General features: G+C 67.1%; 14 protein-coding genes, 1 pseudogene and 1 riboswitch. Of the genes and pseudogenes, 8 read left to right on the top strand and 7 right to left on the bottom strand.

Features of this window, described 5'->3' with window-relative positions; genetic code table 11:
• Positions 1–480: 480 nt before the first annotated feature.
• The gene (locus Raf01_RS40960; protein WP_203923523.1) at positions 481–1,626 is read left to right on the top strand and encodes a lactonase family protein; all 1,146 of its coding nucleotides are present in this window, start codon (positions 481–483) and stop codon (positions 1,624–1,626) included.
• 138 nt (positions 1,627–1,764) lie between these two features.
• Here the strand turns inward: Raf01_RS40960 and Raf01_RS40955 are convergent, their stop codons facing one another.
• The 4 genes from Raf01_RS40955 to Raf01_RS40940 form a co-directional block, all read right to left on the bottom strand.
• Positions 1,765–1,938: a hypothetical protein gene (locus tag Raf01_RS40955; protein WP_203923522.1), complete on the bottom strand. Its 174-nt coding sequence runs from the start codon at positions 1,936–1,938 to the stop codon at positions 1,765–1,767.
• A 66-nt stretch (positions 1,939–2,004) separates the two neighbouring features.
• Positions 2,005–2,640 carry an NAD(P)H-binding protein gene (locus tag Raf01_RS40950; protein ID WP_203923521.1) on the bottom strand — a complete coding sequence of 212 codons (636 nt, stop codon included), beginning with the start codon at positions 2,638–2,640 and terminating at the stop codon, positions 2,005–2,007.
• A gap of 237 nt (positions 2,641–2,877) precedes the next feature.
• Positions 2,878–3,267, bottom strand: coding sequence for a MarR family winged helix-turn-helix transcriptional regulator (locus Raf01_RS40945; protein WP_239134351.1), 390 nt, complete (start codon positions 3,265–3,267; stop codon positions 2,878–2,880).
• 334 nt (positions 3,268–3,601) lie between these two features.
• The gene (locus tag Raf01_RS40940) at positions 3,602–4,696 is read right to left on the bottom strand and encodes a chloride channel protein (protein WP_239134352.1); all 1,095 of its coding nucleotides are present in this window, start codon (positions 4,694–4,696) and stop codon (positions 3,602–3,604) included.
• Between Raf01_RS40940 and Raf01_RS40935 the strand changes: the two are divergent.
• Positions 4,683–5,215 (top strand): annotated as a pseudogene (locus Raf01_RS40935) (type I glutamate--ammonia ligase); the annotation flags it as partial. The gene Raf01_RS40940 and the pseudogene Raf01_RS40935 overlap by 14 nt on opposite strands.
• Positions 5,216–5,450: 235 nt before the next feature.
• Here Raf01_RS40935 and Raf01_RS40930 read toward each other — a convergent pair.
• Positions 5,451–7,829, bottom strand: coding sequence for a phosphoketolase family protein (locus Raf01_RS40930; protein ID WP_203923518.1), 2,379 nt, complete (start codon positions 7,827–7,829; stop codon positions 5,451–5,453).
• Positions 7,830–8,111: 282 nt separating this feature from the next.
• On the opposite strand from Raf01_RS40930, the gene Raf01_RS40925 reads away from it, so the two are divergent.
• Positions 8,112–9,311, top strand: coding sequence for an acetate/propionate family kinase (locus Raf01_RS40925; protein WP_203923517.1), 1,200 nt, complete (start codon positions 8,112–8,114; stop codon positions 9,309–9,311).
• 92 nt (positions 9,312–9,403) lie between these two features.
• On the opposite strand, the gene Raf01_RS40920 is transcribed toward Raf01_RS40925, so the two are convergent.
• A complete protein-coding gene (locus Raf01_RS40920; RefSeq protein WP_203923516.1) occupies positions 9,404–9,568 on the bottom strand; it encodes a hypothetical protein in 165 nt (54 codons plus the stop codon).
• 67 nt (positions 9,569–9,635) lie between these two features.
• Positions 9,636–10,262 carry an acetate uptake transporter family protein gene (locus tag Raf01_RS40915; protein ID WP_203923515.1) on the bottom strand — a complete coding sequence of 209 codons (627 nt, stop codon included), beginning with the start codon at positions 10,260–10,262 and terminating at the stop codon, positions 9,636–9,638.
• Between the two features lie 509 nt (positions 10,263–10,771).
• A riboswitch (Fluoride riboswitch) is annotated at positions 10,772–10,840 on the bottom strand.
• 544 nt (positions 10,841–11,384) lie between these two features.
• On the opposite strand from Raf01_RS40915, the gene Raf01_RS50165 reads away from it, so the two are divergent.
• The 5 genes from Raf01_RS50165 to Raf01_RS40895 all read left to right on the top strand — a co-directional run bounded on the left by Raf01_RS50165 (position 11,385) and on the right by Raf01_RS40895 (position 14,910).
• Complete coding sequence (locus Raf01_RS50165) at positions 11,385–11,927, top strand: serine integrase family protein (RefSeq protein ID WP_239134350.1); 543 nt, start codon at positions 11,385–11,387, stop codon at positions 11,925–11,927.
• Positions 11,928–11,938: 11 nt separating this feature from the next.
• On the top strand, positions 11,939–12,634 hold the full coding sequence (locus tag Raf01_RS50160; RefSeq protein ID WP_239134349.1) for a recombinase family protein: 696 nt from the start codon (positions 11,939–11,941) through the stop codon (positions 12,632–12,634).
• 247 nt (positions 12,635–12,881) lie between these two features.
• On the top strand, positions 12,882–13,652 hold the full coding sequence (locus Raf01_RS40905; protein ID WP_203923514.1) for a dienelactone hydrolase family protein: 771 nt from the start codon (positions 12,882–12,884) through the stop codon (positions 13,650–13,652).
• 244 nt (positions 13,653–13,896) lie between these two features.
• Complete coding sequence (locus tag Raf01_RS40900; protein ID WP_203923513.1) at positions 13,897–14,106, top strand: hypothetical protein; 210 nt, start codon at positions 13,897–13,899, stop codon at positions 14,104–14,106.
• 162 nt (positions 14,107–14,268) lie between these two features.
• Positions 14,269–14,910 carry a LysE family translocator gene (locus Raf01_RS40895; RefSeq protein ID WP_203923512.1) on the top strand — a complete coding sequence of 214 codons (642 nt, stop codon included), beginning with the start codon at positions 14,269–14,271 and terminating at the stop codon, positions 14,908–14,910.
• Positions 14,911–15,045 lie beyond the last annotated feature (135 nt).

The raw sequence follows: 15,045 nt of genomic DNA, 5'->3' as shown, positions 1-15,045 counted from the left end.
TGCCTCGGCGACCGAGCCAGGTCACTAGAACTGTTCGAGCAAGGGTACTGGCAATTCATCGTTGCCTGTACGGGCTAACCGGGCTGCACCTGATCGACACACGGTCGCCGCGGAACTCAGCGTCGGGTGAGTTGCTCAACTGGTATCTGCCCAGCCACCACCACTCCGCGTTCCCCTGACTCTGGACGACCGGCCGGTCGGGCTCGTCACACGGGGCATGCCCAGCAGGTTGCGCTGGGACAGCGGGACACCACGCTGCTGCGGGAGGTGGGCGCCACTTCAGGGACCTGGCGCTCGCCTCTCCGCGCGATCCTGGCTTTCGCTGCAGCTGCGCGGATCTCGGCCATACCGTACGGTGCGTCCCTTTCCGGATGGATGGCGCTGTTTCAGGGAAACTGACCAAGATAGTGCTAATGCTCGGTAACGTCCAGAACAAGAGGATTCTTCTTGTTCAGGAATGGACGAACCGAAGGGCCAACCATGCGCACAAACCGGATCATCAGCGCCTTTGTCATCGCCGGGCTCACCGGAGGGGTCATCGCGGCGAGCGCGGCCTCCGCGGACGCGCCCTCGACGTCCTCACAGAACGACGGTGACCACGCGGTGTTCGTGCAGACCAACAAACCGCTGGGCAACACGGTGGTGGTCTACGACCGCGACCGCAACGGACAGCTGAGCCTCGCCGGGGAATTCCAGACCGGCGGACTGGGCGGCGCCACCGTCGGGCCACCGGTCGACGCACTCGCCTCCCAAGGTTCCCTGATCTTCCACGAGGATCTGCTGTTCGCCGTCAACGCCGGCAGCAACACCGTCACCGTGTTCCGGGTCGACGGCGACAGACTCCAGCGGCTGCAGGTCATCTGGTCCGGCGGTCTCCTGCCGGTCAGCATCACCGTTCACGACGACCTGGTCTACGCACTCAACGCCGGCGGCGCCGGGGCTGTGCAGGGCTACCGGCTCGACAACGGACGGCTGACTCCGATCAAAGGAGGCAACCGTTCACTCGGCCTGAACAACGCCAACCCACCGGCCTTCGCCACCGCACCGGCCCAGGTCGGCATCAGCCCCAACGGCCGCTTCGTCCTGGTTACCACGAAGACCCTCAACGTCATCGACTCCTTCGCCATCGGCCGCGGCGGCGAACTCGCCCGGCGCCCGGTCGCCAACACCGACGAGGGCGGGCCGTTCGGCTTCACCTTCGACAAGCGCGGCAAGCTGCTGGTCGCCGAAACCACCGCCAACGCGGTCACCCGCTTCCAGCTCTCCGGCGACGGCACGCTCACCCAGATCGGCCCGTCGGTACCCAACGGCCAGCAGGCCACCTGCTGGATCCAGCGAGTCGGCAGGTTCATCTACGTCGCCAACGCGGGTAGCTCCACCATCAGCTCCTACACCGTCGGCGCCGACGGCAACCTGGTCCTGCTCGACGCCGTCGCCGCCGACACCAACGGCGGATCGATCGACATGACCACCAGCGGCGGCTTCCTCTACGTCCAGAACGCCGCCGCCGGCAACGTCCAGGGCTACAAAGTCAACGACGACGGATCGCTGACCCTCGTCACCACAGCCACCGGACTGCCCCAATTCGCCAACGGCATCGGCATGGAAGGCATCGCCGCCTCCTGAACCCGCTGCCGCACGCGTAGTCCCGGCCGGCTCCCCGGCCGGGACTCTCGCGACCCCACCCGACCATCTACCGCGCCGAGATGACCCGACACGCCCCACCGGACCGCGAAGGCCCGACGAGACCACGCCTCCGGTCGGTCACCGCACCGCGGTCGTCTGGCGGGCATGTTCTCGCTGGAAGAAGTCGGCGAGGTGGTCCTCACCGACGCGCGGAGCCACCATGTCTGCGGTCATGACGGCTTGGAGGAACTGGAGCGGCCCGTAGATCCGTTCAGGCCACAGCAGCCGTAGCGTTGCCGTCAACGTACGCATCAGCGCCGGTGGTAGGTGAGTCAGCCGGACGGGCCGGTCCGCGGCGTCCGCGGCAAGCCGAGCAATCTATTCATGGGTGAACACGTCCGGCCCACCCACCTCGATCTCCTTCACCCCGGAAATGGCCGCGTCGGCGCAGGCAACAGCCAGATCCCGGCCCGAGATCGGATTGATCCGACGCTGTCCGGCTCCGACCACGTAGCACCGCCCGCGCTCCGCCATCGCGAGAAATGCCCGCATGTCCGCGAAGAAGCCCGTCGGCCGGATGATCGTGTGTCGCAGCGACGACGAGACCAGCTCGGCGACGAAGCGCTCTTTCGCGTCGGCGAGACGGACGGACCCGCGCAGGGTGGGACCGTTGAGGACGCTGACGTAGGCGAACCGGTCGACGCCGGCGCGCTCGGCCTCGCGCAGGAGGGCCAGGTTTCCGCCGTAGTCGAGCCGCGCGTAGCCGGACCGGTCGCGGGGGCGGGTGATCCCGATCGTCGAGAACACTGTGTCGACGCCGTCGACGAGGCCGACCAGCGTGGCCGCGTCGGTGACCCGACCGAGGAAGACCTCGTCCGCCGCGTGCCGGGCGGCGGCCTGCTCGGGCCGCCGGGCCAGCGCCCGTACCCGATAGCCACGCCGGCTACCTCGGTGACCAGATGGCCGCCGAGGTAGCCGGTCGCACCGGCGACGAGCACATGCTTCACGACACACCGCCGGCGTCGTCCGAGTTGCTCCACGCCGACTGGCGCTCGACCATCTCTCGCCTGGCCAGCTCCCGCTGATCGATCACCGTCATCCTCCGCTTTCTGGTACGGAACCTCACAACGACTGGGCTGGTCGGCGTGGGCGCCTCGGCCGGCATCCGCGTGAGCAGATGGATTGAGGAACTCGGCCACGAATCGGATCCGGACCAGCCGTCACCGCGGTGAGGCCGCTTCGACACGACGGTTACGTGGCGGGCACCTCATCCACGTCCGCCCAACCGAGCCACCATTCACTCTCCGGTACCTCGCCGACGGCAGCCGACAGCGAGCGCAGCGCCTGGGTGACCGGCCGGTGCCAGGACTGCGGCATCCCTTCGACGAAACGACTGAGTTCCTCAACCCGCCGTCGGGTCACCTCCTCCACGAGTTCTCGACCCGCGGCCGTCAGGCTCAACCTGACCTCCCGCCGGTTGGCGGTCGAACGGTACCGGCGGATCAGTTTCTTTCGGGCGAGCCGGTCGCACATCCGAGTTCCGGTGGACGGGTTTACGCCCAGCTCGGTCGAGATGTCCACGGGCCGTTGCGGGCCACGCGAGGCGAGCACGACCAGCGCACGGTACTGAGGCAGGGTCACGTCGGCATCCAGTCCGGCCAAGGATCGCGCGGCAATCGCCACCATCGCTCGACTGGCGGACAACAGCGCGTCGACCAGATCTTCACGAGGGGTGGTGGAAGCTGCGGGTCTTCTTGGCATAGAGCAATCATTGCATCAGCACGGTTGGTCTGGGCGCCGCCTCGGTCGCCCTGAGGTTCCCGTCCGGTCACGGTGACCGGGTATGGCAATGGACGGTTCCCCGCACCCGGCGACCGATCACCGCCGCCCCTCTTCCAACGCAACCGCGCCGCGAGTGGGCCGCTCGCCGCCGACCAATGAGAGTCGTGCTGCTGTAGTACAAACCCTTCATGTGTCACGCAACCTTGGCCGCGGACTCCACGGAGGCGATCCCGGCGGCAGCGCGCAGCACCTCGCGATGAGTGATCCAGGCGGTCAGCGCCCCCTGCTCGTCGATGACGGGTAGACCGACGCCACCGTGGCGGGTCAGCTCGCTCAGGGCCGCCTCCAGTCCCTGGCCGGATTTCAACGTCGGGACGCTCTGGGCGAGGTCGGCAGCCGTCGTCGCGGCGGCGCCATCCTGGAGCGCCCGCTCGACCTCGATGGCAAGGACGACGCCGCGCAGCTCTCGGGACTCGTCGACGACTGGTAATGCGTCGCTGTGCTCGGTGGCGAAACGGCGAGCCATGTCGTCGAGGCCCGTGTCGGTCAGAAGTGGGGCCGGCAGCGGGCCGGCGGCGTCCCGAACGGTCAGGCGTTGCAGCTTTCGGCCTGGCGAGTTCAGGTCGATACCTCGACGCAGCAGTTTGCGGGTGTAGATCGTGTCCGTGGCGATGAGCTTCGAGATGCCGGCCGCCAGCGCGATCGCGAGCATGAGCGGCAGGATGATGTGGTACTCGCCGGTCAGCTCGAACATGATGATGACGGCGGTTATCGGGGTGCGGGCCGCGCCGGCGAAGACCGCGCCCATGCCGACGAGCGCGTAGGCGCCCGGTGTGGGTGCCAGCGCGGGGGCTGCGGCGTGCAGAATCTGGCCGAAGGTCTCCCCCAGCATCGCGCCGACGAACAACGACGGCGCGAACACCCCGCCGGACCCCCCGATACCGATCGTCAGACTGGTCGCCACGACCTTGCCCACGAGCAGGAGCACCAGGAAGGCCACCACGTACCCGCCCGCGACGGCGGTGCCCAGGACCGGATACCCGACGCCGTACATCTGCGGTAACACCAGCAACACGCCGCCGAGCACGAGGCCACCGACCGCCGGGCGCAACCACTCCGGTCCGCGCCACAAGCGGTCGCACAGGTCCTCGATCAGGTACAACGCCCGGCTGAACCCGACCCCGGCACCGGCGGCCAACACACCCAGCACGACGTAGAACAGATAGTCCACCGGCGAATGAATGCTGAACGCGGGCAGGGCCAGGAACGGATGATCGCGCTGGTACATCGGTGGCCTGCTCCACCACGCCCCGTCCCTGCTCGCCTTCACCAACCCCACCGTCAACTCCTACCGCCGCCTGGTCCCCGGCTTCGAAGCACCGGTCAACCTCGTCTACTCCCAACGCAACCGCTCCGCCTGCGCCCGCATCCCCGTCACCGGCAGCAACCCCAAAGCCAAGCGGATCGAATTCCGGGTACCCGACCCATCCAGCAACCCCTACCTCGCGTTCTCCGCGATGCTGCTGGCCGGCCTCGACGGCATCAACAAGCGAACGGAGCCACCCGAACCGATCGACAAAGATCTCTACGATCTGCCACCCGACGAACACGCCTCGGTCCGCCAGACCCCCGGCTCCCTCCCCGAGGTCCTCGACGCGTTGGAAGCCAATCACGACTACCCGCTCGCCGGAGGCGTTTCACCCCCGACCTCATCGACACCTGGATCACGTGGAAGCGCGGCAACGAAATCGACCCCATGCGGTCGCGCCCCACGCCCCACGAATTCGCCATGTACTACGACGTCTGACACCTCGGACTTGCGGGCCCGACTCCTGTGTCCCGAGGGCCTGCAACCGCTGTCGACACGGCCGGGAGCGACCGGCAAGCGGCGGGGAGCACCATCAGGACACGCGTTGCGGGGGTGGCACACTCGTCCGCGTTGTCGTCAACGCAGGGCCTGCGGCGGCGATCACCGTGGCCGTGGCCACCGGCCACGGCTGATGCTCGTGCGCAGGCTGCTGCTACCAACGGGCGGCCCGCCACTAACCGCGATTGGTGGCCCAGGCCCATTCCCGTATCTCGGGCAGGTCCCGGCCCGTCCGCCGTACATAGTCGCGGTGTTCGGTGCGCTTGTCGACCATCTGCCGACGCAGCGACACGGCATCGCGAGCCAGCCCGGGTACCCGGTCGATGACGTCGATGACGAGCCGGAAGCGGTCCATGTCGTTGCGCACCAACATGTCGAACGGTGTGGTGGTCGTACCCTCCTCCTTGTAGCCGCGGACATGCAGGTTGTGGTGGTTGGTGCGCCGATAGGTCAGCCGGTGGATCAGCCACGGGTAACCGTGGTAGGCAAAGATGATCGGCTTGTCGGCGGTGAAGATGGCGTCGAATTCGGTGTCGGGCAGTCCGTGGGGGTGCTCCGATTCGGGTTGTAGGCGCATCAGGTCGACCACGTTGACCACCCGTACCCGAAGGTCAGGCAGATGGGTGCGGAGCAGGTCGGTGGCGGCGAGGATCTCGATGGTCGGTATCTCCCCGGCGCAGGCCAGGATCAGTTCCGGGTCGCCCTGGTCGTTACAGGCCCAGTCCCAGGTGCCCAGCCCAAGCTGGCAGTGCCGGATGGCGGAGGGCATGTCCAGCCAGGTGGGTGCGGGTTGCTTTCCGGCAACGATGACGTTGATGTCGTTGCGGCTACGGAGGCAGTGGTCGGTGACCGCCAGGAGGGTGTTGGCGTCCGGTGGCAGATAGACGCGCACGACCTCGCCCTTTTTGTTGACCAGGTGGTCGATGAATCCGGGATCCTGATGGGAAAAGCCATTGTGGTCCTGCCGCCAGGCGTGCGAGGTGAGCAGGTAGTTCAGCGACGGGATCGGCTGGCGCCAGGTCAGGTGCCGGATCGTCTTGAGCCACTTGGCGTGCTGGTTGACCATTGAGTCAACGATGTGCACGAACGCCTCGTAGCAGGAGAACAGCCCGTGCCGGCCGGTGAGTAGGTACCCTTCCAACCAGCCCTGGCAGGTGTGTTCCGACAGGATTTCCATGACTCGGCCGTGCCGTCCCAGATGCTCGTCGACCGGTTCGACGGCGGCCTGCCACGCCTTGTCGGTGGCTTGCAGCACGGTGCTGAGCCGGTTGGAGTGGGTCTCGTCCGGGCAGACGAGCCGGAAGTTGTGATCGTTGGCGGCCAGGATGTCGCGCAGGAACGCGCCCAGTACGCTGGTGGCCCCGGCGGTCTGACCCACGGGTACGGCGTATCCCCGGAAGTCGGGCAGTTCGAGGTCCCGGGGTGCCGCTCCGCCGTTGGTGTGCGGATTCCCGGACATGCGTGCCCGACCAGCGGGCAGCCAGTCCACGACCGGCGGTGTCGGACGGCCGTCGGCGTCGAACAGCTCGTCCGGTCGGTACGAGAGCATCCAGTCCTGGAGCATGGCCAGGTGTGAGGCGTCGTCGAGGACGCCCTCCAGCGGGACCTGATGGGCCCTCCAGGTTCCTTCCACCGGCTTGCCGTCCACCTCGCGGGGCCCGGTCCACCCTTTGGGGGTGCGCAGCACGATCATCGGCCACCGTGGTCGCTCGACGGCACCGCGCTCGCGGGCCGCCTGTTGGATATCGGTGATCTCGTCGAACACCGCGTCGAGGGTGCCGGCCAGCAATTGGTGTACCGCCTCCGGGTCGTCGCCCTGCACGAGGTACGCCCGGTACCCGTAGCCGAACAACAAGGCACCCAACTCCTCGTCGCCGATCCTCGCCAGCACCGCCGGGTTGTCTATCTTGTACCCGTTCAGATGCAGGATCGGCAGCACCGCCCCGTCGACGACCGGGTCGAGGAACTTGTTCGAATGCCACGCGGCCGACAGCGGCCCGGTCTCTGCCTCGCCGTCGCCGATCACGCACGCCACCACAAGGTTGGGGTTGTCCAGGGCCGCACCGTAGGCGTGGGACAGTGAGTAGCCCAGCTCACCGCCCTCATGGATCGACCCCGGGGTCTCCGGCGCGACATGGCTCGGAACGCCGCCGGGGAAGGAAAACTGCGTGAACAACCGGGTCATGCCGGCCGCATCCCTCGACACCTCCGGGTACACCTCGCTGTAGGTGCCCTCCAGCCACGCGGTGGCCACCAGGCCGGGACCGCCGTGCCCGGGGCCGGCCACGTAGATCATGTCCTGGCCGCGCCGGGCGACGATCCGGGACAGGTGGGCGTAGAGCAGGTTCAACCCGGGCGTCGTTCCCCAATGGCCGAGCAGGCGGGGCTTGACGTGATCCGCACGCAGAGGTTCGCGCAGCAGCGGGTTGACCATAAGGTAGATCTGACCGACCGACAGATAGTTGGCCGCCCGCCAGTAGGCGTCAATCCGAGCCAATTCCGTCCGGCTCAACGGCGCACGATCAACGACGTACACGGCAACCCCTCTCTCCATCAGAGACGGCAGTCATCACGGATGCGCGAGAGGGCCATCGGTTCATCCGAGCGACTGGCCATTGCACACCTGGCCTATGCCCCAAAAGACCACCTGCAATCTGCCGATCCGGGCGGCATGCCGATTCCTGGGAACCCATCAAGGTGATCGACGCCGCAGGCCACGATCGGACGCACCCCGGTCCATGCTCGTAACTCGACACGGGCATCGCGAATACCGGCCCGTGGCAAGCGCTGGCGGGCATACGGTCAAATTGACCGCACACGCAAGGGGGTGACGCGGATGGCCCGCGGAGACGGCGAGGCGGCAGGCCACCACGGTGGTGCCGGCTCTGGTGGCGCGGTACTCGTGCTTAACGCCGGTTCCTCGTCTGTGAAATACCGGCTCATCGCAGCGGGCACCGGGCGTAACGGGCCGCAGCACCTGGTGCGGGGACAGATCGAACGGATCGGCGAGCCCGACGGCGAGGCGGGCGATCACGCCGAGGCGGTCGGACAGGTCGTCGAGCAGTTGCGCGATCGACCGGTCACCGCGGTCGCGCACCGGGTGGTGCACGGCGGAGACCGATTCCGCGAACCGGTCCAGATCGACGACGCGACCCTGATCGCGATCGAGGAGCTCGCGCGCTGGGCACCACTGCACAACCCGGCCGCGGCGGCCGGTATCCGGGCGGCGCGTACCGCGCTCCCCCAGCTACCGCAGCTCGCACTGTTCGACACGGCGTTCCACGCCACACTGCCTCCGGCCGCGTTCACCTACGCGATCGACCGGGAACTCGCCCAACAGCACGGCATCCGGCGCTACGGCTTCCACGGCATCTCCATCCAGTACGTAGTCGGCGAGACCGCCCGCCTGCTGCAACGCCCAGCCACCCAGCTAAACATGATCGTCCTGCACCTGGGCAACGGCGCCAGCGCCACCGCGGTCGCGGACGGAGCCAGTGTGGACACCTCCATGGGCCTGACTCCCCTGGAAGGTCTGGTAATGGGAACCCGCACCGGAGACATCGACCCCGCCGTGGCCTTCTACCTCGCCCGCGCCGCAGGTCTCAACTTGGACGAGGTCGAGCGCCAATGCCAAAAACACGGTGGCCTGGCCGGCCTGTGCGGCGACAACGACCTGCGCGCCGTGCAATCCCGAGCCGTCCAGGGCGACCCACAGGCGCAACTCGCCTTGGACGTGTACTGCCACCGAATCCGCAAGTACATCGGCGCCTACCACGCGGTGCTCGGCCGGCTCGACGCGGTGGTGTTCACCGCCGGAGTCGGAGAAAACAGCCCGGTGGTCCGCGCCGGGTCGCTGACCGGCCTCCAACCACTGGGCATCACGGTCGACCACGCACTCAACGACACTCGTGGAAGCACCGCGCGGCTCATCTCACCCATCGGATCCCCCGTCGCCGTCTGCGTCGTACCGACTGACGAGGAACGCGCCATCGCCCAACAGACCGCTGCCAAACTCGGCCTCGCCGGCAACTGGTAGTACCCTGTCGGCCCTGCGAAAGCGAGCAACCGCGAACCAGTCAGGGCACGGCCCACCGACCCTGGTCAGCGTCGGCGACGCCGCCGCACCCATCAGCGAGCCGTGCGCGAGCACAGCCAGCGGGACAGCACCGCCATCGTCACCACCGCCGCCCCCGGCAGCCACCACAGCACCGGCGCCATCCACCCGCCCCACTGAGCGACATAACGGCCGAGGCACAGCACGACGGCCGCGGAGATCTCGGCTGGCAGGGTCACACCACATCCCCAGGGTCGCTGATCCCTCCGCATCGAATCCGAGGGAGAAGTCGCCTCGGGTAAGGCCTCACGGAACACGACCGGAGGTGATCATCAGCATGATGGCCGTGGCTCGCAGCCAGCCAAGAACCGCAGAACCGATGTAGAGGCACGCACTGGCGGTGCGCCAGCCCGGAATGCCAGCGGCCAGGCCCACCGTCGTGACCGCACCACCGCTGGCGAACACGATCAGCACCAGCGCCAGAAAAGACCCGTACCGGTGGATGGCCACAGCAGCAGCCGAGCTAGCCAGTGTCAGCAAGCCAAACCACCAACGCAAAACCACAGGCACGTCCACGTCGGAGATCACATGCACGGCCGTGAGCAGGTAGATCAGTCCGTATCCCAGGAATAACGCGCACAAAAGCCCGTGCACCACATTGATAGCCATGCCGCGGTAGTGCCGAGGAAGCAGCACCGCCGGCAACTGCGCGAGACCGCCGAACACCACGATGCCCGGGACGAGGAGCAAGGCGTCGCTGAATGCCGTGCCACCCCAACCGGCGAGATTCACAGCGATAAGAAACGTCGCACCCGCGAATCCGTGCAGTCCGAGCACCGACGGGTCCGACCGTGACAAGAACGCCCTGCGGCGCGGATCGCGCGACAGGTTCGCGCCGCCGCCGACGGATACCCATGCCGGAGGTTCGGTCATACTCTCCCAGCCCTCGTTGTTGTAGAACTACGGCGACAGATCGTGTGGCCACCGTCATCCACCGGCTCTCGCTTGCCAGGATCGGATGGAGGCGAATGCTGCGTGCGGCCGCACCGCGGGCCCCAATCCTTGAGCCGGCCGATGCATCAATCAGCAGGCGCCGGCCTGTGCGGGCACGCGCGCCGCGCCGACTACCCACGAGGGGCGAAGCTCGATACGGGTGACGTAATGCGATGCCATACGCCCGACGGCTCCGCTAGAGACCACGGTGCCCCTGCTGACGACGGGCGGACCAGGACCAGCCGGCTTTCGCGCCCACCGGCGTCGGAGGTGCTCGGCAATCCCGGGCCGAAATGGAGGGTCTCGAACACCACCGGCATCGACAGATACTCAGCACCGAAGCTCCGCTTTCGGAGATCGCTGGTCGTCGGCGGCTGCGCCGCGCGGGCAGATGCGACACACCTTCGATGCCTCTGCCACTGAACCGGCCCACAGCGCACCCCTCATACGTCGCTGTAGGGACCGTCAGCGGCCGCGGCCGCGGTTCGGATTAGGCGAGCCCCATCGCCTCACCACCATTGTCGCCCAACCTAGGTCGCCAGGAGGACGGAACGCAGCACAATCGGCGAGCGAATCCAGCACACTGGCGCCCGGGCCCGAGGCTGAGCTCGGCTACCTCTCGCCAGCGCAGCCGCACGGAGGTGCTCGGCGTTGTCGACCCGTACCGTCGGATCCCGGTCGCGATGCAGCCATCTCCTCGCTGCGCGCCCCGGCGACCGCTCCACGACCTCACGTGTCAGCGATCTTTGCCGTCGCGACGTATCCAGCGATGCTATCAATCGTTGTATCTCAATGGATGCCAACGTTCCCGCTACGCTCAATTGAGAGGCCGCAAAGATGCGGTGCACATCGGAGGTCGAGGGCCCTGACCTGCTGAGCTGTTGGATACGGCAGCCCGATCGTCAGGGACGTCGCCGGTCCCGTCGACCGGGCAGCAAGCCGCTGGGCTTACGGTTCGCGTTCTACGGGCGGATGTCCACTTAAGAGTTTCAGGACCAGCTCTCCTCGGCCCGGTGGCAGCACGACTTCGCCGATGAGCTGGTCGACGGTCGCGGTGCGCTCGTGGCGAAGTTCTTTGATGTTGGTTGCTCTCGTCAACTGCCCTGGTCTCAGCGTCCGCAGGCCGCGCGACTGCTCGCCGCTTTGGCCGATCCGGATCGTGGGTTCGACGCGATCGTGGTGGGCGAGTTCGAGCGGGCGTTCTACGGCGACCAGTACAAGCAGCTCGCGCCGCCGTTCGCACTCTACGGCGTGCAGCTGTGGCTGCCCGAGCTCAACGGCCCGGTCGACGCTACCAACGAGCTGCACGTGTCGCTGCTGGCCCTGCTCGGTGTGCACTCGCGGCGGGAGGCACAGCGGTCCCGGTTCCGGTCGAAGGCGGCGATGCGTGCCCAGGTGATCGAGCAGGGTCGCCATCTGGGCGGTCGGCCACCCTACGGCTATCGCCTCGTCGACGCCGGCCCGCACCCCAACGCCGGCCATGCGAAGTGGGGGCGCCGGGCACAGCGTCTGGAGCCCGAGCCTACGAGCGCTCCGCACGTGCAGTGGATGTTCGCCCAACGACTGGCCGGCCGCAGCGTCGCGGGCATCGCGCTAGGCAGCTGAACGATCGGGGTGTGGCCTGCCCATCCCGGGCCGACCCGGAGCGCAACCCGCACCGCAGTGGTGCCGGCTGGACCCTGCGCCCGGTCGCCGCGATCCTGGCCAACCCACGCTACACAGGCCGTCAGGTATGGAACCGGCAACGCACCGACCGCGGCCCGCTCGACGCCGCCGACGACCTGCTCGGCCAGTCCGAGGCACGCCGCTGGAACCTGGTGCAGCAGTGGGTCAAACGCGCGCATCCACCCCTGGTCAGCGAGGAGGACTTCGTCGCCGCGCAACTGACCAGCGCCACCGCGATGCCGGAAGACGGCAGCGACGAACGGTACTTGCTCGCCGGGTTGATCCGTTGCCACGAGTGCGGGCGGATCCTCGACTCACACTGGCTCCACCACCATGCCGCGTACCGCTGCCGCCACGGTTCCCGGACCCGGGCCGCGGACACTCCCGACGCGCAGCGTCCCCGGACCGTCTACATCCACGAGAGCAAAGCGATCGAACAGCTCGCCGATTGGCTAGGCGTTTCTGCGGACAACCCTCACGGCGTGGTTGACGCCATGCTCGAACACGATGCCCAGGTCAGCTGCATGATCGGCGGAACCCTTACCATCAAAGGGGCCTCCACCCGGGCGGCGAGAAATCCGGCTACGGCGATCCTGCACCAGTGCCTACCAGCAGAAGCCCCCACCGGACAGGCTCATCGATCATGAGGCGCGTCCGTGGGGGTTAACGTGTCCGAGAACCCTCACGCCCCGCATGCGTGCGCACTTTGAGTGCGCACGCACAGATACTACCGCACCTGTTGGCCTCACACGGGTCCGTGTCGGCCCCATATCGTCCACATATCCGGGACGTCCGGCCGAGATCGGAGCCGACGACCTGGACGACTCCACATCCAGATTTGGCTCAGAGCGTACGCAGTCCAACAATGCACACAACCTGGTTAGTATCGATCTCGTGACCACAACGCGGGAAGTCACGTATGACATCGACGGACTGACGATGGTCGGTCACATGTCGCGGCCAGAGGGCGGTGGGCCATGGCCGGCCGTGCTTCTCGGACACGACGGAGTCGGTCTCGATGACTATCAACGCGGCCGAGCCGACGACCTCGCCGAACACGGCTACCTGACCTTCGCAATGGACTACCACGGCAGCCGGACGTTCTTCGGCGAGCCCCAAGGGATGCTGGATCGGGTCCTGCCGCTGATGACCGACCCCGCCCGCATGCTGACCATCGGCCAAGCCGCGCTCAACGTGCTACTCGCTGAACCCGGCGCCGACCACAATCAGCTAGCCACGCTCGGTTACGGGGCCGGCGGTCGAATCGTGCTGGAACTCGCCAGGACGGGAGTGCCCTTCAAAGCGCTCGCCGTAATCCACCCCGGCCTGCCAACCCCGCGCGCCGAGGACTGGACGAATGCCGGTGGGACCTTCCTGCTCTGCACGGGTTCCGAAGATCCGATCTGTACTCCCGCTCAAGTTCTGACGTTCAGCAGCGCGCTCCAGGACGCTGGCGTCGATTGGCGGGCACACATTTATGGCGGAGCCAAACACGCCTTCTGGGCCGCTCCGACTCAACCTGATGGGTCACCTACCGGCGGCAGCGACCACCTCAACCCCACCGTGCCCGGCGTGGGCTACCACGCCGCTCACGCCGCGCGGGCATGGCTGGCGGTTCTCGACTTGTTCAGCGAAAGCATCGGTGCGCAGTCACCCGCCTTCTAGGTGCAATCCGCCGCAAATTTAATAGCCGTAGGGGGTCGGCCGCCGAGGCGTCGACCCTGCACCTCGGTCACTTGAGACACGCGACACTAGCTGTTGCTTGCGGCGATCGTTATGCCGTAGTCGGTCTTGCTTCACGGCACCCAATCCGCCGAAGTGGCTCGCAGAGCTGAACCAGCGGCTGTGCCGGACCGAGGACGAACTGCTCGCTGCCCTCGATGAGCCGGAGCGGACCACCTTCCGCGCTTTGCTGCGGCGCGTCGCCACGGACGCGACCGTTCGCGAAGGACAAGCCGCGCGGATCTGGGCGGACGACTCCGACGCGCCGTTCGCGACCGAATTCGGCATCCCGTACGCCGACGGGCTGTTCGGCAGCGGGTCACGATTCTGGGAGGCGTCTCTCGGTGCGTACCCGATGCTTCGAGTGATTGCGCGGGCGCTGCGGGACGTCATGTGACACGGCGTCCCGCCGGGAGCCCGGTGTGGCTACTTCTTTTCTTTGGCTGGGTCGGCATGGTCTGGTGCCGTCCAGGGAGCGGGCACCGCCGGCGCAGCCGTGCCCGCCGCTGCGAGTCGGGTGCGGAGAATATGCGTGGCCGCTTGGACTAGTGTTCGTTAGATGCTGATCGATCCTCATCAGGTTGCTGCGCTGTTCGTCGTCGCGCTGGCGATTATCGCTGTTCCGGGGCCAAGTGTCCTCTTTGTGGTAAGCCGTGGTGTCTCCCTTGGAAGGAGGGCCGCTCTGGTCACGGTCGCGGGCAATGAGGCTGGACTCGTCGTCCAAGTCACTGCCGTCGCCGTCGGTCTCGGCGCACTGGTGGAAGGTTCGATCCTTGTCTACAACGTCATCAGGCTCGTCGGGGCTGTGTACCTCGTTTACCTGGGGATCCAAGCTTTCCGGCATCGTGGAGCGCTCGGTACCGCGTTGGACAGCACCATGGCAGGCAAGAGCATGCGGCGGATCTTCACCGAAGGTGTGGTAGTCGGAGTCAGCAATCGCAAGGGCTTCCTTCTGTTCGCGGCGATCCTCCCGCAGTTTGTCGATCCCGCTGCCGGCCGTGTCTGGCTTCAGATGTTCTTGCTGGGGCTCGTCTGCGTTGCCATCGCGCTGGTATCCGACAGTGTCTGGGCGCTGTTTGCCGGTACCGCACGGCTATGGCTGGGAAGGTCACGGCGCCGTCTCGAAGTCATCGGCGGAGCGGCCGGTCTCGTCATGATCGGCTTAGGGGTGCGTCTGGCGCTGACCGGACGACGCGACTGAGACTTCCGGCGTTGATTGCCAAGCTGCCGGACCGGGCAGACCGATGAGTGGACCGAGCAACGCCGCTTGTGGCTCAGTGGTGACAGCGGATCCGCACAGAGCCCTTGAGTCGTATCGATAGAGTGGTCTCGATCC

The sequence above is a fragment of the Rugosimonospora africana genome, assembly GCF_016862975.1.
GTDB classification, from domain to species: Bacteria; Actinomycetota; Actinomycetes; order Mycobacteriales; family Micromonosporaceae; genus Rugosimonospora; species Rugosimonospora africana.
This window is presented reverse-complemented; position numbering and strand designations above follow the sequence as displayed.